Source organism: Klebsiella sp. G-Nf4, from assembly GCF_002810615.1.
Taxonomy (GTDB): domain Bacteria; phylum Pseudomonadota; class Gammaproteobacteria; order Enterobacterales; family Enterobacteriaceae; genus Klebsiella; species Klebsiella variicola.
This window is the reverse complement of record NZ_PION01000010.1, coordinates 92,112-112,734: the sequence shown is the minus strand read 5'-3', so window position 1 is coordinate 112,734 and position 20,623 is coordinate 92,112. Positions and strand designations below refer to the sequence as shown.

The window sequence follows — 20,623 nt, the reverse complement described above, 5'->3', positions numbered from 1 at the left end:
CCTGTAAAAGCGCCGCACCTTGCGGCGCTTTTTTTTGTTTCAGAATCAGCTAATTAAACTTTTTATTTTCGCGATGCGAATTAATCCTGTTGCTGCACGGTAATAAATAGCGCTTCTGATGTTTCCCGTCACATACAAAAAACCAATGTAATCGCTTTCAATTCTCGCTTTTTTCCCTGATTTTGCAATGACTTCCATAACAAAATCATCAGAGATAAGACTGTAACAAAAAGACATAAATTATGTGCGCTTTGTCATAATCTTAAGCTTTGCCTCACGAAAAACATTGATAATTCGCGTCACGAAAAATAGTCTATCTACAGTGGTTTCGCGGCCTTTTTCACCGCCCCACATTTTGCAGTTTTATTTATTTTTTTAGCGAATGACCGTTGGTCTTCGCCTTTTAAAACGTCAAAGAGGATATGCACATGCGTACGTTTAGTGGCAAACGTAGTACGCTGGCGCTGGCTATTGCCGCCGTCACCGCGATGTCGGGCTGGGTTGTGATTCCGCAGGCCAGTGCAGCAGGATTTATCGATGATTCAACCTTAACCGGCGGTATCTATTACTGGCAGCGTGAGCGTGACCGTAAAGATGTGACCGACGGCGACAAATATAAAACCAACCTTTCACACTCCACCTGGAACGCCAACCTGGACTTCCAGTCCGGCTATGCCGCCGATATGTTTGGCCTTGATATTGCTGCATTTACCGCGATTGAAATGGCTGAGAACGGCGATAGTGGCCACCCGAACGAAATCGCCTTCTCGTCGCGCAACAAAGCCTATGACGAAGATTACTCTGGCGATAAGAGCGGCATCAGCCTGTATAAGGCCGCAGCAAAATTCAAATACGGTCCGACGTGGGCGCGCGCGGGCTATATCCAGCCAACCGGCCAGACTCTGCTGGCGCCGCACTGGAGCTTTATGCCAGGTACCTATCAGGGGGCGGAAGCCGGGGCTAACTTCGACTACGGTACTGCGGGCGCATTAAGTTTCTCCTATATGTGGACGAACGAGTATAAAGCGCCATGGCATATCGAGATGGACGACTTCTATCAGAACGACAAGAAAACCAAAGTCGATTATCTCCACTCCGTCGGTGCCAAATATGATTTCAAAAATGACCTGGTGCTGGAAGCGGCATTTGGTCAGGCACAAGGCTATATCGATCAGTACTTTGCAAAAGCCAGCTACAAATTTGACGTCGCTGGCGCGCCGTTGAGCACCAGCTACCAGTTCTATGGCACCCGCGATAAGGTCAGCAACGGCGGCATCAACGATATCTATGACGGCACCGCATGGCTGCAGGCACTGACCTTTGGCTATAAAGTGGCGGATGTGCTGGACCTGCGTCTGGAAGGTACCTGGGTGAAGGCCGAAGGCCAGCAGGGCTACTTCCTGCAGCGTATGACCCCAACCTACGCCTCTTCCAACGGCCGTCTTGATATCTGGTGGGATAACCGCTCCGACTTCAACGCCAATGACGAAAAAGCGGTCTTCTTCGGCGCGATGTATGACATGAAAAACTGGGACATGCCGGGCTGGGCGTTTGGCGCGTCTTATGTGTACGCCTGGGATGCGAAGCCGGGGAGAATGTCCTCACCGGATGCGTACTACGATCCGAACTATCGCCTGAAAGAGTCAGCTTACAGCCTGGATGCACTGTATACCGTGCAGGAAGGCCGGGCGAAGGGCACCCTGTTCAAACTGCACTTTACCCAGTACGACAACCATTCCGATATTCCGAGCTGGAGCGGCGGCTACGGCAACATCTTCCAGGATGAGCGCGACGTGAAGTTCATGGTTATCGCCCCGTTCACTATTTTCTGATGCCTGCGCGGCGGGCGTGAGCCTGCCGCACCTCTGGGAGAACAATGATGAAAAAAATGCTGCTTATTGCCATGATGGCATCGGGTTTGGTGGCCTGCGCCACGTCGCCAGCGCCAAAAGAAGACACCAAACTCAAAGATGCCTATAGCGCCTGTATTAATACGGCGGAAGGGAATCCGGACAAGATTGAAGCCTGTCAGAGCGTACTGAATGTGCTGAAAGAGGATAAACAGCACCAGCAGTTTGCCAACCAGGAGAGCGTTCGCGTGCTGGATTACCAGCAGTGTATTCAGGCCACTCGTACCGGCAACGATCAGGCGGTGAAAGCACGCTGCGACCAGATCTGGAAAGAGATCCGCAGCAATAATAATACCCCCCATTAAGTCAGACGGCTGTGGCAAACGGGCGGAGCGCATCTCCGCCCGTTTGTTTTTTTTAGCGTTGACTCTCCGCCGGTTGATAGCCGCGGCTCAGGCGTACAAACAGCAGCGCGGTGGCAACGAATCCGCACAGCGCGGCGCACATCAGCCACCAGCCCGGTGAACTTTTATCACCGGTAAGCTCGACCAGGGCGGTAGAGATAGCCGGCGTCAGGCCGCCGAAAATGGCAGTAGCGAGACTAAAGGCCAGAGAGAAGCCCACGGTGCGGACGTACACCGGCATCACTTCGGTGAGCGCCGCCACCATCGCGCCGTTATACATACCAAAGAAGAACGAGAACCACAGCAGGACCAGCGTCATACGGGTGAAATCGGGCGCGGCGGTGAGCCAGTGCATCACCGGCCAGGTGGTGAGCAGCGCCAGCAGCGTAATGCCCATCAGCACCGGGCGACGACCGATCCGATCAGAGATCGCCCCGCCAATCGGTAACCAGATAAAATTAGAGATGCCCACCAGCATGGTCACCAGCAGGCTGTCGCGAGCGCTGAGGTTCAGCACGGCTCTGCCGTAGGTCGGCGTATAGACGGTGATAAAATAAAAGGTGGTGGTGGTCATCGCCACCAGTAACGTCCCCGCGGTAATAATGCGCCAGTTGCTGGCGATGGTGGTCAGGATCTCTTTGGTATCCGGGCGGTGTTTACGCTGCAGGAACTCTTCTGTCTCCTGCAGCGAGCGGCGCAGCACGAAAATCAGCGGAATGATCAGACAGCCAATGAAGAAGGGAATGCGCCAGCCCCAGTCAGCGATCTTCTCATGCTCCAGCGTGGCGTTCAGCGCATAGCCAATCAGCGCCGCCATGACGATAGCCACCTGCTGGCTGGCGGACTGCCAGCTGGTATAGAACCCTTTATTGCCCGGTGTGGCGATTTCCGACAGATAGACCGACACCCCGCCAAGCTCGACGCCCGCGGAGAACCCCTGCAGCAAGCGGCCCACTAACACCAGGATCGGCGCCAGCACGCCGATGGTGTGGTAGCCAGGGACCAGGGCTATCAGAAGCGTTCCGCAGCCCATGATCGCCAGGGTGACCATCAGCCCTTTGCGGCGCCCGATTCTGTCGATATAGGCACCGAGTACCACCGCACCGATGGGGCGCATCAGGAAGCCCGAACCAAACACCGCAAAGGTCAGCATCAGCGCCGCAAACTCGCTCTCCGCCGGAAAGAAGGTGCGGGCGATATAGGTGGCATAAAAGCCAAACAGGAAAAAGTCGAACTGTTCAAGAAAATTACCGCTGGTCACGCGGAGGATAGCGCCGACGGTGCCAGCGCGCGTGGGTTGTTGCGTCATAGGGTGTGCTCTCCATTGTCTTTATCTTGTTGTTATTGGGTTCAGAGGGAGTGGGTCAGTCGCCGGCGACGCCCACCTGTTTTCCGCGCCGCTTCTCAATCGCCCACTTGAGTAACGCTGCACAGCGGTAAAATCCGTGGGCAAATTTTCCGTAGGGAAGGGTTAAAAACAGCGCCATCACCACCCCGAGATGAACAGCGAGCAGGATGCCCATCCACGAGGTATCTCGTCCCGCCAGCAGGGCCAGGCCGGTGAAACTGGTCAGCAGCAGCAGCAGGATAAAGCCGCGGTCCATCGGTTTTTGTCGCGCATCGCCGTGCAATGGCGACCGGCGCAGGTTCAGCCACAGCAGGCCAGCCGGGCCGACCAGCAGGCCGATGCCGCCGAGGGTCCCCAGCAGCACCGGGACGCTGAAGAACGGGTAGGGGGCTTCCAGGCCGGCGAAATAGTGATAGCCCGTGGCCACCACGGTGGCGGCGAAGCAGAGCATAAAGCCGTAGAAGGTGAAGTGGTGGAAACGGCGGCGCATCAGCGTGAAGGCGTCATCGGCTTCGTTGCAGCCTTTGCCGTGCCCGCCATCGAGATATTTCAGCGTCAACGCATCCTGTGAGGCCTTTGCGATATCAACAGGCTGCGGCTGGCCCGGAGAGATCTCGCGCCAGAAGCGGATCACCCCGGTCATCAGTAAGCCAATCGCCAGCACGAAGACCGAACCAAACATCCACGCCAGCAGGTTATGCGGGAATATCTGATAGAAATCGCCGGCCAGAGGAGAGTGAAGCAGCGAGCCTTTAAGCCCCATCGCCAGCAGCAGAAAGAAAATCAGTCCGCCGACCAGCGCCAGCACGGTGGTCACGCCAGCCCGACGGTACAGGCTGCCAAAGGCCGCAGGCTGGGCGTAGTGTTGATAGGTCTCCAGCCGGACTTCGGCCATCGCCTTCGGAACATTAATGGCAAACTCGTGCGGCGGCGCGTACTGGCAGGCGTGCAGGCAGGCGCCGCAGTTATGACACAGGTTAGCCAGATAGTTAATATCCGCTTTGCCAAAGGCCAGGCGTTGGGTCATCGCCGGAAATACGGCGCAAAACCCTTCACAGTAGCGGCAGGCGTTACACACCTGCATCACCCGTTCGACTTCCGCCTCCGGCTCGGTGATGATCTGCGCGTCAATGATCAGCTTCTCAAGCGACTTCATGGTGTTTCTCCTGCTGTGCCGCCCGGGCGGCTTGCTGGCCGGCGATGCGGCCGAAGGTAGTGCCGATCGACATCCCGACGCCGGCGGTGTAGCCCTTGCCCAGCACGTTGCCGGCCATCATTTCCCCGGCGACAAACAGATTACGGCTGGGTTTGCCGGCGAAGTGGACGGCGGCGGTTTTGTCGACGTAGAGCCCGAGGTAGGTGAAGGTGATCCCCGGACGGAGGGCGTAGCCGTAGTAAGGCGGCGTATCGAGGGGCCGCGCCCAGTGGGTTTTTGGCGGCGTCAGGCCTGCCGTCGCGCAGTTATCCAGGCGGGTATGATCGAACTGGCCCGGCGCGCAGGCGGCATTATATTCGGCGATGGTTTGCGTTAAGCGTTCGCTGTCCAGGCCGAGCTGGCGGGCCAGCTCGGGAAGGGTGTTGGCCTGAGCGCCGGGAAAGACGGGCGGCATAAAGTGGCCGATGGCTTTGCTGTCGATGATCGAGTAGCCGATCTGTCCGGGCTGGTGGGCGACCAGCCGGCCCCAGATGGCATAACGTTTGGGCCAGAAATCTTCCCCTTCATCGTAAAAGCGGTCGGCATCGCGGTTGACCACTACCCCCAGCGACACGCAGTCGACGCGGGTGCAGATCCCGCCATCGTAGAGCGGCGCCCGGGCGTCAATGGCGACGCAGTGGGACTGCGAGGGATCGCCGATGATATCTGCCCCGGCGTCGATCATAAACTTGAGCAGCACCCCCTGGTTGAAGCGGGTGCCGCGGATGAGGAAGTTATCGGCGGGCCATTCACCGCGGTCATTTTGCCCCCAGGCCTCGCGCAGCCACTCGCGGTTGGATTCAAATCCACCGGCGGCGAGGACGCAGCTTTTCGCAACAATCCGTTCCTCGCCCGCCAGCGCGGCGACAAATTCGCCGTTGCGCAGCTCGAGAGCCTGCACCGGGGTGTTGTAGCGGATCTGCACCCCCATCTGCTCCGCGCTGCGGTAATAGGCATTGACCAGTGCTTTGCCGCCGCCCATAAAAAAGGCGTTGGTGCGGGCCACGTGCAGGGCGCCGGAGAGCGGTGGCTGAAAGTTCACGCCGTGCTGGCGCATCCAGTCCCGGCATTGTGACGAGGTGCGGATCACCAGTCGGGCCAGCGCTTCGTTGGTGTTACCCTCGGTGACGCGCAGCAGATCTTGCCAGTACTCTTCTTCCGGGTAGCTGTCGACCAGCACGTCCTGCGGCGCATCGTGCATACAGCGCAGGTTACGCGTGTGCTGCGAGTTGCCGCCGCGCCACTCCCGCGGCGCCGCCTCCAGCAGCAGCACCGAGGCGCCAGCTTCCCGGGCGGTTAAGGCGGCGCATAGCGCGGCATTGCCGCCGCCAATCACCAGTACATCCACCATTATCGGCTCCCTTACAATTTAATTAATTGTTAAATTTGTAATTGGAATGTAGGTGGTAACGGCGGTGAGGCGCTATGGTGTAATGCTAAAGAGGGGTTTAGTGAGCGTAAAGGGTAGCGCCCGGCCAGCGGTCAGACTCCACCAGCTGGCGCATGACTTTGCTGAGTATCACACGCGCCGCAAGGCCTGCCGGAGTGAGTTCATCATCGGACAGACTGACCAGAAAGTTGGGGCGACTGAGTACCGGATTAACGACGTCGATCACCCTTAGCGCCTGATGGTCAAGATGGGAAATGGCGGCTCCGGGCTGTAGGGTGGCCCCCAGTCCGCTGCGCACGGCCTGCATCAGCAGAGCCAGACCGTCAATGTCCGCCACCACCTCAACGCTGAGATTGTGTTGCTGGCAAACCGCCTCCAGCCTGCCGCGCAGGCCGTGGCCCTGGCTTGGCATAATCAACGGCAGGGAGGTGAGCTGGTCAGGAGAGATGTGGTCCTCCTGCAGGGGGGCCAACAGCGTATGGGTGCCTATCAGGAACAGGCGCTCTTCCAGCACCGGTCTGGCGCTCCAGCGCAGGATCTTCTCCTGCTGGAAGACGATAGCTAAATCGAGCTGGCGGGTGTTGATCATCCGCTCCAGATTACCGGAGAGGCTTTCCACCAGATGCAGGCGTACGTCGGGATAGCTTTCGCGCATCGCATTGATGAACGGGACGCCGAGAACGGAGGCGGTGCTGGGGGCCATGCCGACGCTAACGTGGCCTGACAGGCGCGCCTCGCGGGCGGCGAGGATGGCATCATCGGCATGGCGCAGCGCCAGCTGTGCCTGCGAGTAGAAGGCGAGCCCCGCGCTGGTGGGCGTGACCCCGCGGGAGGTCCGCTGCAGCAGGCGAATGGCCAGTTCGTTTTCCAGGCGCGCGATCTGCTGGCTGAGCGCCGAGACGCCGATATTAAGATCAAGCGCGGCGCGTCCCATGCTGCCGGTTTCAACAATGCGCACAAAATAGCGTAGCTGGCGAAGTTCCATATCAACTCTCCGGACAAAACGGGGACGCGGGAAGGTCACCTTTGGGACGAGAGCGGGAAGGGCGGCAGAGGCGCCCATAAAAAAGCCAACCGGCAGGTTGGCTTTTCAGTCTCAGCGAAGCGGGAAATTATTTTTCCACCGCGTCGTGGGCGTGTTCGTCCTCGCGGCAATCACCTTCCGCACAGTGACCGTACAGATACAGACTGTGGTTGGTCAGGCGGATGCCGTGGCGGGAGGCAATTTCACGCTGGCGCAATTCGATCGAGTCATCGCTGAATTCGATCACTTTGCCGCAGTCGAGGCAAATCAGGTGATCGTGGTGATGCTGCTGGGTCAGTTCGAAAACGGATTTACCGCCTTCAAAATTATGACGAGTCACGATACCGGCATCATCAAACTGGTTGAGTACGCGGTAAACAGTCGCCAGACCGATCTCCTCGCCCATGTCGATCAGGCGTTTATATAAGTCTTCCGCACTGACATGATGGTTATCCGGTTCCTGCAGCACTTCAAGGATTTTCAGTCGAGGAAGTGTGACTTTCAGGCCAGCCTTCTTTAATGCGGTATTGTTGTCAGTCATGCGGAATCTGTCCTGTTGCTAAACGATCTACTTCCTTCAACGGAAGTCATACAGAAATTAACCCGACGTAATGCGTCTCATTATAGAACTGCCACTGGTAAATGAAAACTGCAAGCATCAGGCCTGGTTTGCTGTCAAAAACGAGGCACCAGCTACAAACTGCGTCACGTGCCTCGTAGAATCAGAGGACATTGTACAGATATGTGATTAAAAGTTAAAAACTTGTAGCTATTAGTTTGATTGCTTTTGTCTATTAATGCGACGCAACTCAATGATTGCGCCGCTTAATCATCAGGCGTTTTTGATTTCTTCGAGGTGCAGCTCTTCGGCAACCTGCTTCACCCATTTCTCAACGCGCTCGTTGGTCAGCTCCGGCTGGCGGTCTTCATCGATGGCGAGGCCGACGAAGTGGTCGTCATCCGCCAGGCCTTTGGAGGCCTCAAAATGATACCCGGCTGTCGGCCAGTGACCGACGATGGTCGCGCCGCGCGGCTCAATGATGTCGCGGATGGTGCCCAGCGCGTCGCAGAAGTATTCTGCGTAGTCTTCCTGGTCGCCACAGCCGAACAGCGCCACCAGTTTACCATTGAAGTCGATCTCTTCCAGCGTCGGGAAGAAGTCATCCCAGTCACACTGCGCTTCCCCGTAGTACCAGGTGGGGATACCGAGCAGCAGAATGTCATGGGCTTCCAGGTCTTCTTTGCTGCTTTTGGCAATGTCGTGAACATCAGCAACATCTTTACCAAGCTGCTTTTGAATCATTTTTGCAATATTTTCGGTGTTGCCGGTGTCGCTGCCAAAAAAGATGCCGATGATTGCCATGAGTAAAATAACCTCTTGAAACTTAAATGATGTGGTAGGGACGCGATGCCCATAGATAACGGCAATCATAGCAGAACAGGCAAGGGCGCGGAAACAGCAATCACGCCCGACTGCACACTCTGCTACACGAATGCGGATTTTTCGCGGAAAGTTAGACTTTTCCCTGGCTGTGCAGGGCGTGCAATTGCGTCATCAGCATCTCTTCAATGAGATCGCTGCGGCTCATATTACGCGCTTCCGCCAGTTCATTGAGCGCATCGACCGCCTCGGCGTTGAGTTTTAACTCGACGCGCTTCAGCCCGCGAACCTTATCGCGTTTCAGCTGGTTACGTTTGTTGATGCGCAGTTGTTCATCGCGCGACAGCGGATTGGTTTTCGGTCTTCCCGGGCGACGCTCGTTTGCGAACAAATCTAATGTCGTACGGTCCGTTTGTTCTTTTGCCATGATTCTGAGTGACTTCGGGGAAACAAGCAGCCGGGCTCTAGCCGGCGCAGATAGCGCGCCATCATACATCAGGCGAACGGCTGCGCCAACGACCGCGGGCATTCTGCGGCGCGGTCGGGCATATTTTAGCCAATCAGGCGGCGATGCTCGTCAGATAGCGGCGGATGGCGCGTAACACCGCTTCGGGTTTCTCGGCATGCACCCAGTGTCCGGCGCCGGCGATGACGTGCGCCCGGGCCTGCGGGAACTGCGCCAGCAGCGCGTCGCGGTAGGCGTCGGTCACATAGGGCGAGTTGCCGCCGGGAATAAACTGCGTCGGATGCGGCCAGGCCGGAATAGTTTCCCAGCCGACGATATGCGGGTACTGGTCCCACAGCACCGGCACGTTAAAGCGCCATTCGCCGTCGACAAAAGATTTCAGCAGAAACTGAATCACGCCTTCTTCCCGCAGATGCTCGCGCATCACCTGCGCCGCCTGCTGGCGGCTGCTGGCGGGGGATTCGCTGACGGCGCGGATAGCGGTGAAGATCTCGTCATGGCGACGCACATGATAATCCACCGGCGCGATATCGATCGCCACCAGTCCGCTGATGCGTTCCGGCGCCAGCGCGGTGAGCGCCATCACCGCTTTCCCGCCCATCGAATGGCCGATAAAGGTGGCGCGCTCGATCTGGTGCGCGTCGAGCGTATCGAGCAGATCCTGCGCCATCGCGGGGTAGGTCATCTCTGGCGATCGCGGCGACAAACCGTGGTTGCGCATATCGACCTGCACAATATCGTGGTCGGCGATCAGGTCGCGGGCGAGGATGCCCAGGTTGTCCAGGCTGCCAAAAAGACCGTGGACCAGCACGATCGGGGAGTGGTTGTGCGGATTCTGTGCAGATTGCGCTCGGCTATTTAATTTCATGGCAAAGTTCTTTTTTTCGCTCCGTCGGGTTAGGGTATTATGTTGGACATTCTGCCATCCGGCTGCAAGACCCAGAAGTTTTCTGAGTTTTACCGCCATCCTGGTTTGACGCTATCCGCGGTTGGGATTTGAACTTATAATCCCAACGATTTGTATTCAGAAAAGATATCGCACTGGATTAAGATGAAAACAATTGAAGTTGATGATGAACTCTATCGCTATATTGCCAGCCACACTCTGCATATCGGCGAGAGCGCATCCGACATTTTACGGCGCATGCTGAAATTTTCCGCCGTTTCCCAACCGGCTACACCGGTCAGCAAAGCCGCGCCGGCACTGGCGCCAGCGCCTGCCGTTGAGGTGAAACCCGTTAACCCGGCGAAAGATAAAGTCCGCGCCATGCGCGAGCTGCTGTTATCTGATGAATACGCCGAGCAGAAGCGCGCGGTGAACCGTTTTATGCTGGTGTTGACGACCCTCTATTCCCTGGACAATAAAGCATTTGCCGAGGCGACTGAGTCTCTGCATGGCCGCACGCGCGTCTACTTCGCAGAAGATGCGCGTACGCTGCTGAAAAGCGGTAATCAGACCAAACCAAAACAGGTTCCTGGTACACCGTGGTGGGTTATCACTAATACCAATACCGGCCGTAAATGCAGCATGATTGAGCACATCATGCAGTCGATGCAGTTCCCTGCGGAGCTAATCGAAAAGGTTTGCGGCACGATCTAGCTTTTTAACATTTGCACCAGAAGGATCAGGCAATGGCAATCGATAAACGTGCGGGGCAGCCTGCGCAACAGAGTGATTTGATTAACGTCGCCCAACTGACTGCTCAGTACTACGTGCTGAAGCCTGAAGTCGGTAATGCGGAGCATGCGGTAAAATTCGGCACCTCTGGCCATCGCGGTAGCGCGGCGCGCCACAACTTCAACGAACCGCATATCCTGGCCATCGCCCAGGCCATTGCGGAAGATCGTGCGAAGAACGGGATCACCGGTCCGTGCTATGTCGGCAAAGATACCCACGCTCTCTCCGAGCCGGCGTTTATTTCGGTGCTGGAAGTGTTAACCGCCAACGGCGTTGACGTGATCGTGCAGGAAAACAACGGCTTCACTCCGACGCCGGCGGTCTCCAATGCGATTCTGGTGCATAACAAGAAAGGCGGTCCGCTGGCAGACGGCATTGTGATCACCCCGTCACACAACCCGCCGGAAGATGGTGGTATTAAGTACAACCCGCCAAACGGCGGCCCGGCTGATACCAACGTCACCAAAGTGGTGGAAAACCGCGCCAACGAACTGCTGGCCGCGGGCCTGCAGGGCGTGAAACGCATTTCTCTGGACGCGGCGCTGGCTTCTGGTCACGTTAAAGAACAGGATCTGGTGCAGCCGTTCATTGAGGGGCTGGCGGACATCGTCGACATGGCGGCGATCCAGAAAGCGGGCCTGACGCTGGGCGTCGATCCGCTGGGCGGGTCCGGTATCGAATACTGGAAACGCATTGGCGAATACTACAAGCTCAATCTGACCATTGTGAACGATCAGGTTGACCAGACTTTCCGCTTTATGCACCTCGATAAAGACGGCGCCATCCGTATGGACTGCTCCTCAGAGTGTGCGATGGCGGGCCTGCTGGCGCTGCGCGATAAGTTCGATCTGGCGTTTGCTAACGATCCGGATTACGACCGCCACGGGATTGTCACCCCAGCCGGGCTGATGAACCCGAACCACTACCTGGCGGTAGCGATCAACTACCTGTTCCAGCATCGTCCGCAGTGGGGCAAAGAGGTGGCGGTGGGTAAAACGCTGGTCTCCTCCGCGATGATTGACCGCGTGGTGAACGATCTGGGCCGCAAGCTGGTGGAAGTGCCAGTGGGCTTTAAATGGTTTGTCGACGGCCTGTTCGACGGCAGCTTCGGCTTCGGCGGCGAAGAGAGCGCCGGGGCCTCCTTCCTGCGCTTCGACGGCACGCCGTGGTCCACCGATAAAGACGGCATCATCATGTGCCTGCTGGCGGCGGAAATCACCGCGGTGACCGGGAAAAACCCGCAGGAGCATTATAACGAACTGGCTGAACGCTTCGGTGCGCCGAGCTATAACCGTTTGCAGGCTTCCGCAACTTCCGCGCAGAAAGCGGCGCTGTCCAAGCTCTCTCCGGAAATGGTCAGCGCTGACACGCTGGCGGGCGATCCGATCACTGCCCGTCTGACCGCGGCGCCGGGCAACGGGGCGGCGATTGGCGGTCTGAAGGTGATGACCGACAACGGCTGGTTCGCGGCGCGTCCGTCAGGCACCGAAGACGCCTATAAGATCTACTGCGAAAGCTTCCTCGGCGAAGAGCATCGCAAGCTGATTGAAAAAGAAGCGGTAGAGATTGTGAGTGAAGTGCTGAAGAACGCGTAACGTAGCCAAACATCAGGCCCCTTGAGGGCCTGATTTTTTTCGCAAGGATAGCGATGAAAATACAACGGAAGACCCTGTTTTTATTCTGGGCGTGGATGGATCTCTTTTTCGTCCTGCAATTCTTATGGTGGAATATTGCCCACCGCCGCCTCCCTTTTTACGACGATCTGCTGGCTTATCTCCAGTTGCTGCAGACTTACGGCTCCGCGGCGGCCTGGCTGTACCCGCTGAATGTTCTGCTGATTATCAGCATCCCGCTGTCGATGATCCTCTTTTTCCGCCAGAGCCGTTATGCGTTGTGGCTGGCCTGGGGGCAGGCGCCGCTCAGGCTGGTGTTTATGCAACCTTCGCTGTCACTGGGTCTGTGGCTGATTCAGGCTGCCGGCATCAGGCATGTAGCGATCCTGGCAGGTTTTCTGCTGCTCTCTGAAGGTCTGAAACTCGCCAGCCTCTGGTACTGCAGAGGCGGGATTCACGGCATAAAGCGATAGCCAATGCCGGTTTCGGTCAGCAGATGCTGCGGCCGTGCCGGATCGGCCTCCAGCTTTTGTCGCAGATGACCCATATAGATCCGCAGATAGTGGCTGTGCTCCACGGCGTTAGGCCCCCACACCTGATTTAGCAGCTGACGCTGGGTCAGTACTTTACCGGGATTATTCAACAACGCCGCCAGCAGGCGAAACTCGATGGGCGTCAGGTGGATCTCTTCGCTGCCGCGCAGGATGCGGCGGGCGGGGATATTGACCTCCAGGTCGGCGAAGCGAACCACTGGCTCATCGTCCTGCGCCGCGCCGTGGCGACGCAGCGCAACGCGCAGGCGGGCCTGCAACTCGCCGATGCCAAAGGGTTTACTTAAGTAGTCATCAGCGCCGGCATCCAGGGCGGCAATTTTGTCATGCTCTTCGCTACGCGCTGACAGGACGATAATCGGCATCTGGCTCCACTGGCGCAGATCGCGAATAAAATCAATGCCGTCACCATCCGGCAGGCCCAGATCGAGGATCACGAGGTCGGGCTTACGGGTGGCGGCTTCAATCAGCCCACGCTGCAGGGTTTCCGCTTCAAATACGCGCATGCCGTCGGCTTCCAGCGCGGTGCGCAGAAAGCGACGGATAGCGTGTTCGTCTTCGATAATCAGAACGTTAATCACAATTCCTCAGGTAGCTCTTCCAGTTCAGGGGGCGCTTCTCTCGGCAGTGTAACACGGAAAGAGGCACCGCCCTCGGGCCGGTTGCTGGCGGAGATGGTCCCGCCGTGGACGTCGACGATGGCCTGACAGATGGCAAGGCCCAGCCCGACGCCAGGGATCGCCGACTCTTTGTTGCCGCGGGCGAATTTATCAAAGATAGCCTGTTCCTGGCCCGTCGGGATCCCCGGACCATTATCCCATACTTCCAGCGACAGCTGCCTGGCGTCCGCCTCGGCGCGGATGCCGATGTCTGCCCGGGCGCCGGCATACTTATGGGCATTTTCCAGCAGGTTGATCAGCACCCGCTCGAACAGCGGCCCGTCGACATGCACCAGCTGGAGGGGATCGGGTAAATCCAGCTGAATGTGCTGGCCGCCGAGACTCGGTTCGAGCATGCGCAGCGCGCTGCCGACCACTTCCTCCAGCGTCAGCCACTCCTTATGCAGATTAAAGCCGCCGGACTGGATCCGCGCCATATCCAGCAGGTTGTTCACCAGTCGTGTGGTGTTGAGTACATGCTGGCGAATTTCGTTGGCCTGCGGAGCATGTTTTGAACCTTCGCTGGCCAGATCGAGAGTCAGGATTTCCGCCTGGCCAAACAGCACGGTCAGCGGAGTACGCAGATCGTGCGACAGGGCAGCGAGCAGCGAGTTACGCAGGCTTTCGCGCTCGCTGGTCAGCCGGGCCTGCTCTTCGCTGGCGGTCAGAGTGAGGCGCTCCAGGGCGCTGGCCACCAGCAGGGTGAAGGTCTCCAGCAGCCGCTGCTGCTCCGGGATCATCAGCTGGCGCAGATTCTCCGGTTCCACCACTAAGAGCCCCCAGGTTCGGACGGCGCTCTTCAGGGGTAAAATCTGGTACGGCACGCCCGGCAGGGTATCGGTGCCGGCGCCGGCAGGTTGGCCCTTATCAAAGCTCCAGCGGGCGATGGCGTCATCCCATGGGGTCAGCCCTGGCTGGTGGGTTAAGGGCAGCAGTTTTCCCTGGGCGTCCGGCAGCAGCAACTGGCTGCGGGCCTGAAAGGTGGAGGCGATAAACCGCTCGCTGGTGATGGCGATATCCAGTGGGCTGCGACCTACCGCCAGCGCTTTAGACATCTCATACAGGTGACGGGTACGGCGTTCACGGTAGCGCGCCACCCGTGCCTGGTAGCGCACGCCGGCGGTAAGGTTACCGATAAGCAGGCCCACGGTGAGCATCACGCCGAAAGTGAGCAGATACTGGACATCTGACACCGCCAGCGTCCCGCGCGGGGCAACAAAAAAGAGATCGAAGCTGATAACGTTGATCACCGTCGCCAGCACCGACGGCCAGCGGCCATAGACCAGGGCGATGATCACCACCCCCAGCAGATAGAGCATTACCAGGTTGGCGGCTTCGAAGGCCATCAACCACTGCATGGCCACCAGGGTAATGATGGCGCATAGCGCTACCGCCACCGCACAGCCCTGCAGCTGCAGACGCCACTTTTCCAGCGCCGTACGGCTGTCGTTGGCCCGGGCAGGGAGGGGGGACGGTTTTTCATCGAGGGCGATCACCACCAGATCGAGGTCCGGCGCATGGCGAGCCAGACGGTCGGCGAAGCCGCTGCGATCCCACCAGCGGCGTTTGCGCTGGCGGCCGATGACGATTTTGCCGAGGTTATGCTCGCGGGCGTAATGGAGGACCGCTTTCTCTTCCGACGGGTCGGAGAGGGTGGCGGTTTCGGCCCCCAGTTCCTGGGCCAGACGCAGCGCGGCGAGGATAGCCCGCCGCCGGGCTTCCGGCAGGCGGTGCAGGGAAGGGGTCTCGACATACACCGCATGCCAGACGCTGCCCAGGCGGGCGGCGAGCCGGGCGGCGGCGCGCACCAGCTTTTCGCTGCCGGTGTTGTGCCCGATACAGAGCAGGATCGCATCGCGGGTGTGCCAGACTTTCTCCTGGCCCTGGCGGTCGCGCCAGGCGCGCATCTGTTCATCGACGCGGTCGGCGGTGCGGCGGAGGGCCAGTTCGCGCAGCGCAATCAGGTTTCCTTTGCGGAAAAAGTTTTCGATGGCGCGCTCGGCCTGGCCGCCGATATAGACTTTGCCCTCATTGAGCCGCTGGCGCAGATCGTCAGGGGGGAGGTCCACCAGCACCACGTCGTCTGCGGCGTCAAAGAAGGGATCGGGGACGGTCTCCCGCACCTGAACGCCGGTGATCCCGCTGACGACGTCATTCAGGCTTTCCAGATGCTGGACGTTGACGGTGGTAAAGACATCAATCCCGGCATCCAGCAGTTCATCCACATCCTGCCAGCGCTTCGGATGGCGGGAGCCGGGCGCATTGCTGTGCGCCAGCTCATCCACCAGAATCAGCGCCGGACGGCGGGCGAGGGCGGCGTCGAGATCGAACTCATAGACGTACCGCCCACGATGAGCGAGTCGCCGCGGCGGCAGAGTGCTCAGGCCCTGCAGCATCGCGGCGGTCTCTTTTCGGCCGTGGGTCTCCGCCACGCCAATCAGAATATCCAGCCCCTGGGCGCGCAGCCGCTGCGCTTCCGCCAGCATCGCCCAGGTTTTCCCCACCCCGGCGCAGGCGCCGAAGAACACTTTCAGTTTGCCGCGATGCGGGGCGGCGGTGTGCTGCAGCAGGCGGTCAGGGTCCGGGCGCAGCGGCTCGTCACTCATTTACTTATCCTTCAGGGCATCCAGCGCCATATTGAGTTGCAGTATATTGACCACCGGCTGACCAAGGAAGCTCAGCAGCGGGGTTTGTGTGGCCTGATTCACCAGCAGGGTCACCTGCTCAACGCTCAGTTGGCGCGCTTTAGCCACCCGGGGCACCTGCCACAGTGCGGCGGCCGGGGTCAGGTTGTTATCGAGACCGCTCGCCGAGGTGGTGACCAGCTCGACTGGTACCTGCGGGTCGGCGTCCGGGTTAGCGGCGCGCAGAGCCTGTACGCGCTCGCTCACTGCTTTATCCAGCACCGGGTTGCTGGCGGCGAGGTTGCTGCCGCCCGAGGCCATCGGATTATCCGCCGTCTCAGCGGTGGCCGACGGGCGGCTCTGGAAATAGCCAGCTGCGCTAAAGTTCTGGCCAATCAGTCCGGAGCCGCGTACCTCACCGTTCAGGCGGATCAGCGAGCCGTTGGCCTGTGAGTTAAACCACCATTGTCCCAGACTGGTGGTGAGCAGAGGATAGACGCCGCCGGTGAGCAGCGTTAACAGAATAAATAGCACAAGTGCTGGACGAATCAATGACATAGTTTTTTCCTCACACCAGACCGCTCAGGGTCAGCAGCAGGTCAATGGCTTTAATACCGATAAAGGGCACCAGCAGACCGCCAAGGCCGTAGATCCACAGGTTGCGGCGCAGCATCGCCGACGCGGAGAGCGGACGATAGCTCACCCCTTTCAGGGCCAGCGGGATCAGGAAGACGATGATCAGCGCGTTAAAGATGACGGCGCTCAGGATCGCCGACGACGGCGAATGCAGGCCCATCACGTTCAGCATGGCCAACTGGGGATAGACCGCGGCAAACGCTGCCGGAATAATGGCGAAATATTTCGCCACGTCGTTGGCAATACTGAAGGTGGTCAGCGAGCCGCGCGTCATTAACATCTGTTTGCCGATATGGACCACCTCAATCAGCTTGGTGGGGTTGGAATCCAGGTCGACCATGTTGCCCGCTTCCTTCGCCGCCTGGGTGCCGGAGTTCATGGCCACCGCCACGTCGGCCTGAGCCAGCGCGGGCGCGTCGTTGGTGCCGTCGCCGGTCATCGCCACCAGCCGACCTTCCGACTGATACTGGCGGATCAAGGCCAGCTTGGCTTCCGGCGTCGCTTCGGCGAGGAAATCATCGACCCCGGCCTCGGCGGCGATCGCCGCGGCGGTCAGGCGGTTATCGCCGGTGATCATCACCGTTTTAATGCCCATTTTGCGCAGCTGGGCGAAACGTTCTTTGATGCCGCCTTTGACGATATCTTTGAGTGAAATAATCCCCAGCACCTTTTCACCTTCGGCGACCACCAGCGGCGTGGCCCCCTGGCGGGCGACCTCTTCCACCTGCTTATCGACATCGGCAGGGAAGTGGCCTCCATTGGCCTCCACATGGCGGCGAATGGCGTCCACCGACCCTTTGCGGATCATGCGTTGATCGATATTGATGCCGCTCATCCGCGTTTGCGCGGTAAAGGGGACAAAGGTGGCGTGCAGCGACTGCAGATCGCGTTCGCGCAGGTTAAAGCGCTGTTTCGCCAGCACCACGATGCTGCGCCCCTCAGGGGTTTCATCCGCCAGCGAGGAGAGCTGGGCGGCGTCGGCGAGGGTTCGCTCTTCCACGCCGCGCGCCGGCAGGAAGGCAGAGGCCTGGCGGTTGCCGAGGGTAATGGTCCCGGTTTTATCCAGCAGCAGGACATCGACGTCGCCAGCGGCTTCCACCGCGCGGCCGCTGGTGGCAATCACGTTGGCGCCGAGCATACGACTCATCCCGGCGACGCCGATGGCCGACAGCAGCCCGCCGATGGTGGTCGGGATCAGGCACACCAGCAGGGCGACCAGCACGGTAACGCTGACCGCATTGCCGCTCCACGCCGAGAACGGCCAGATGGTGGCGGTGGCCAGCAGGAACACCAGCGTCAGGGCGATCAGCAGGATCGTCAGGGCGATTTCGTTCGGCGTTTTACGACGCTGGGCGCCTTCCACCATGGCGATCATCCGGTCGAGGAAGGTTTCTCCCGGGTTCACGCTGCAGCGGATCACCAGCCAGTCGGAGAGAATGCGCGTCCCGCCGGTCACTGAGGCAAAATCGCCACCGGATTCACGGATCACCGGGGCAGACTCGCCGGTAATGGCGCTTTCGTCCACCGAGGCGCCGCCTTCGATGACTTCACCGTCGCAGGGGATAATATCCCCGGCTTCCACCAGCACCACGTCGCCCTTGCGCAGGTCTTCCGCCGGCACGTGGTCGACCGTCGCGTCATGCTGCGGGGCGCGCAGTTTGCGGGCGAAGGCCGTTTTTTTCACCCCTTTCAGGCTGTTGGCCTGGGCTTTGCTACGGCCTTCCGCCATCGCTTCGGCAAAGTTGGCGAACAGCACGGTAAACCATAGCCAGATACTAACGGCGGCGGTAAAGGTGGCGCTACCGGTCAGGGCGCCGCCAGCCATCGCGATCGCCAGCAGGGTAGTTAACAGGCTGCCCACCCAGACGATAAACATCACCGGATTGCGCCATTGCACCATCGGGCTGAGTTTTTTCACGGCATCCAGCAGCGCCTGGCGCACCAGCGTCGGCTCCAGCAGGGCTAATTGTTTGCGACTCATAACAGGGTGCTCCGCATCGCTCAAAGTAAGGTAAAGTGTTCAGCCAGCGGACCAAGCGCCAGCGCAGGAATAAAGGTCAGGGCGCCCACCAGCAGCACGGTGCCGATCAGCAGACCGATAAACAGGGCGTCGTGGGTGGCCAGGGTACCGGGACTGGCTGGTTGAATTTTCTTCACCACCAGCGAGCCGGCAATAGCCATCACCGGAATGATGACGGCGAAGCGGCCGACCAGCATGCAGAACGCCAACAGCAGGTTCCAGAACGGCGTCGCCGCACCCAGGCCAGCGAAGGCGCTGCCGTTGTTATTGGCTGCCGAGGTGACGGCGTACAGCACCTCGCTAAAGCCGTGTGGTCCGGGGTTGAACATCCCGGCGCGGCCAGCTTCGGTCATCATCGCCAGTGCCGTGCCAAGCAGTACCAGCGTCGGGGTGACCAAAATGGCCAGGGCGATCATTTTCATTTCCCGGACATCGATTTTCTTCCCGAGGTACTCCGGGGTGCGGCCGACCATCAGTCCGGCGATAAACACCGCCAGCATGACGAACAGCAGCATGCCGTACAGGCCCGAGCCGACGCCGCCGAACACGACTTCGCCAATCTGCATCAGCCACATCGGCACCATGCCGCCCAGCGCGGTGAAGGAGTCATGCATGGCGTTGACCGCGCCGCAGGAGGCCGCAGTGGTGATCACCGCGAACAGGCTACTGGCGAGAATACCGAAGCGGCTCTCTTTACCTTCCATATTCAGGCTGCTGTCGGCGCCCAGCGTCAGCAGGTGTGGGTTACCGCGAGTTTCCGCCCACATCACCACGGCGACGCAGAGGATAAAGATCAGCGTCATTGCCCACAGGATGGCGCGCCCCTGGCGGCGATCGCTCACTACCTCGCCGAAGGCGAAGCACAGCGCCGCCGGGATAAGGAAGATCGCCAGCATCTGCACGAGATTGGTCAGCGCGGTCGGGTTTTCAAACGGGTGAGCGGAGTTGGCGTTAAAGAAACCGCCGCCGTTGGTGCCCAGCAGCTTAATCGCTTCCTGCGAGGCGACAGGCCCCATCGGCAGCAGCTGGTGTGCCCCTTCGAGGGTGGTAAAGGGCTGGTAGGCCAGCAGATTCTGCGGTACCCCTTGCTGAATAAAGAACAGAGCGACCAGCAAGGAGAGCGGCAGCAGCAGCCACAGGGTAATGCGTGTCAGGTCGACCCAGGCATTGCCAAGGGTGGACATTTTCTGCCGGGCAAAGGCACGGGTCAGGGCGAAGACCACGGCGATCCCGGTGGCGGCAGAGAGGAAATTCTGTACCGTCAGGCCAACCATCTGGCTGAGATAGCTCATGGTGCTTTCGCCGGCGTAAGCCTGCCAGTTGGTATTACTGACAAAGCTGATCGCCGTGTTGAGCGCCAGATCCCACGACAGCCCCGGCAGGTGCTGCGGGTTAAACGGCAGCACGCCCTGGAGCATCAGCAGGGCAAACAGCGCCAGGCCGCCGAGCGCGTTAAACAGCAGGATTGCCAGCAAATACTGTAGCCAGCCCATCTCCTCGGCGCGGATCCCGGCCACGCGCCACAGGACGCGCTCGACCCCGGCCAGGCCGGGAAGCGGGATATCGTTCACCATCCTCGCCAGACACGTCCCCAGCGGGCGCGCCAGCACCAGCAGCACCAGCAGGTAGCTGGCTAATAATAAAAATCCCTGGGCAGCCATCAGAATGCCTCCGCGTGTATCAAGGCATAAACCAGATAAGCCAGTAACAGGAACACCAGCCCAACGCCAGTGAGTACGCCTGCAGTCACAATCCACCTCCGGGTGTCTTTTTGATTTACCAGG

Annotated in this window: 20 protein-coding genes; 5 read left to right on the top strand and 15 right to left on the bottom strand. The window is 59.3% G+C overall.

Annotation, left to right across the window (positions count from 1 at the left end; translation table 11 throughout):
- Positions 1–45 precede the first annotated feature (45 nt).
- On the bottom strand, positions 46–198 hold the full coding sequence (locus tag CWM57_RS28455; protein ID WP_411550375.1) for a hypothetical protein: 153 nt from the start codon (positions 196–198) through the stop codon (positions 46–48).
- A 230-nt stretch (positions 199–428) separates the two neighbouring features.
- Between CWM57_RS28455 and chiP the strand changes: the two genes are divergently transcribed.
- Positions 429–1,832, top strand: a complete 1,404-nt coding sequence (chiP, locus tag CWM57_RS19990) for a chitoporin ChiP (protein ID WP_061155334.1) — start codon at positions 429–431, stop codon at positions 1,830–1,832.
- 47 nt (positions 1,833–1,879) lie between these two features.
- Positions 1,880–2,215 (top strand): ChiQ/YbfN family lipoprotein, encoded by a 336-nt coding sequence (gene chiQ, locus CWM57_RS19985; protein WP_061156400.1) that lies wholly within the window; start codon positions 1,880–1,882, stop codon positions 2,213–2,215.
- A 52-nt stretch (positions 2,216–2,267) separates the two neighbouring features.
- On the opposite strand, the gene CWM57_RS19980 is transcribed toward chiQ, so the two are convergent.
- From CWM57_RS19980 to ybfF, 8 genes are all read right to left on the bottom strand, one after another.
- The gene (locus tag CWM57_RS19980; protein ID WP_100675906.1) at positions 2,268–3,563 is read right to left on the bottom strand and encodes an MFS transporter; all 1,296 of its coding nucleotides are present in this window, start codon (positions 3,561–3,563) and stop codon (positions 2,268–2,270) included.
- A gap of 55 nt (positions 3,564–3,618) precedes the next feature.
- Positions 3,619–4,758 (bottom strand): tricarballylate utilization 4Fe-4S protein TcuB, encoded by a 1,140-nt coding sequence (gene tcuB, locus CWM57_RS19975; protein WP_100675905.1) that lies wholly within the window; start codon positions 4,756–4,758, stop codon positions 3,619–3,621.
- Positions 4,745–6,148: an FAD-dependent tricarballylate dehydrogenase TcuA gene (gene tcuA, locus CWM57_RS19970; protein ID WP_061155331.1), complete on the bottom strand. Its 1,404-nt coding sequence runs from the start codon at positions 6,146–6,148 to the stop codon at positions 4,745–4,747. Before tcuA ends, tcuB begins: the two co-directional genes overlap by 14 nt.
- Positions 6,149–6,245: 97 nt before the next feature.
- Positions 6,246–7,172: a tricarballylate utilization LysR family transcriptional regulator TcuR gene (tcuR, locus tag CWM57_RS19965; RefSeq protein WP_100675904.1), complete on the bottom strand. Its 927-nt coding sequence runs from the start codon at positions 7,170–7,172 to the stop codon at positions 6,246–6,248.
- Between the two features lie 127 nt (positions 7,173–7,299).
- Entirely contained in the window at positions 7,300–7,752 is a 453-nt protein-coding gene (fur, locus tag CWM57_RS19960) for a ferric iron uptake transcriptional regulator (RefSeq protein WP_002894761.1), read from the bottom strand.
- A 291-nt stretch (positions 7,753–8,043) separates the two neighbouring features.
- The gene (gene fldA / locus CWM57_RS19955) at positions 8,044–8,574 is read right to left on the bottom strand and encodes a flavodoxin FldA (protein WP_002894765.1); all 531 of its coding nucleotides are present in this window, start codon (positions 8,572–8,574) and stop codon (positions 8,044–8,046) included.
- Between the two features lie 151 nt (positions 8,575–8,725).
- Entirely contained in the window at positions 8,726–9,019 is a 294-nt protein-coding gene (gene ybfE, locus CWM57_RS19950; protein WP_074386525.1) for a LexA regulated protein, read from the bottom strand.
- A 133-nt stretch (positions 9,020–9,152) separates the two neighbouring features.
- Positions 9,153–9,926: an esterase gene (ybfF, locus tag CWM57_RS19945; protein WP_074386524.1), complete on the bottom strand. Its 774-nt coding sequence runs from the start codon at positions 9,924–9,926 to the stop codon at positions 9,153–9,155.
- A gap of 183 nt (positions 9,927–10,109) precedes the next feature.
- Between ybfF and seqA the strand changes: the two genes are divergently transcribed.
- Genes seqA through CWM57_RS19930 form a run of 3 tightly spaced genes read left to right on the top strand, consistent with a single transcriptional unit; the run spans position 10,110 to position 12,822 of the window.
- Positions 10,110–10,658: a replication initiation negative regulator SeqA gene (gene seqA / locus CWM57_RS19940; protein ID WP_100631542.1), complete on the top strand. Its 549-nt coding sequence runs from the start codon at positions 10,110–10,112 to the stop codon at positions 10,656–10,658.
- 32 nt (positions 10,659–10,690) lie between these two features.
- A complete protein-coding gene (gene pgm, locus CWM57_RS19935) occupies positions 10,691–12,331 on the top strand; it encodes a phosphoglucomutase (alpha-D-glucose-1,6-bisphosphate-dependent) (RefSeq protein ID WP_074386523.1) in 1,641 nt (546 codons plus the stop codon).
- Between the two features lie 53 nt (positions 12,332–12,384).
- Complete coding sequence (locus CWM57_RS19930; protein ID WP_074386522.1) at positions 12,385–12,822, top strand: arginine:ornithine antiporter; 438 nt, start codon at positions 12,385–12,387, stop codon at positions 12,820–12,822.
- Here CWM57_RS19930 and kdpE read toward each other — a convergent pair.
- From kdpE to kdpF, 6 genes are read right to left on the bottom strand one after another with little or no spacing between them, the layout of a single operon-like run.
- Positions 12,804–13,481: a two-component system response regulator KdpE gene (gene kdpE / locus CWM57_RS19925; RefSeq protein WP_061155327.1), complete on the bottom strand. Its 678-nt coding sequence runs from the start codon at positions 13,479–13,481 to the stop codon at positions 12,804–12,806. The two genes, CWM57_RS19930 and kdpE, sit on opposite strands and share 19 nt — an antisense overlap.
- Positions 13,478–16,165: a two-component system sensor histidine kinase KdpD gene (gene kdpD, locus CWM57_RS19920; protein WP_074386521.1), complete on the bottom strand. Its 2,688-nt coding sequence runs from the start codon at positions 16,163–16,165 to the stop codon at positions 13,478–13,480. Before kdpD ends, kdpE begins: the two co-directional genes overlap by 4 nt.
- Positions 16,166–16,741: a potassium-transporting ATPase subunit KdpC gene (gene kdpC, locus CWM57_RS19915; protein ID WP_100675903.1), complete on the bottom strand. Its 576-nt coding sequence runs from the start codon at positions 16,739–16,741 to the stop codon at positions 16,166–16,168.
- Between the two features lie 10 nt (positions 16,742–16,751).
- The gene (gene kdpB / locus CWM57_RS19910) at positions 16,752–18,800 is read right to left on the bottom strand and encodes a potassium-transporting ATPase subunit KdpB (RefSeq protein WP_008805672.1); all 2,049 of its coding nucleotides are present in this window, start codon (positions 18,798–18,800) and stop codon (positions 16,752–16,754) included.
- Positions 18,801–18,820: 20 nt separating this feature from the next.
- Positions 18,821–20,500, bottom strand: coding sequence for a potassium-transporting ATPase subunit KdpA (kdpA, locus tag CWM57_RS19905; protein WP_074386519.1), 1,680 nt, complete (start codon positions 20,498–20,500; stop codon positions 18,821–18,823).
- Positions 20,500–20,589, bottom strand: a complete 90-nt coding sequence (gene kdpF / locus CWM57_RS19900) for a K(+)-transporting ATPase subunit F (protein ID WP_020323459.1) — start codon at positions 20,587–20,589, stop codon at positions 20,500–20,502. The genes kdpA and kdpF overlap by 1 nt, the downstream gene beginning before the upstream one ends.
- Positions 20,590–20,623: the final 34 nt, after the last annotated feature.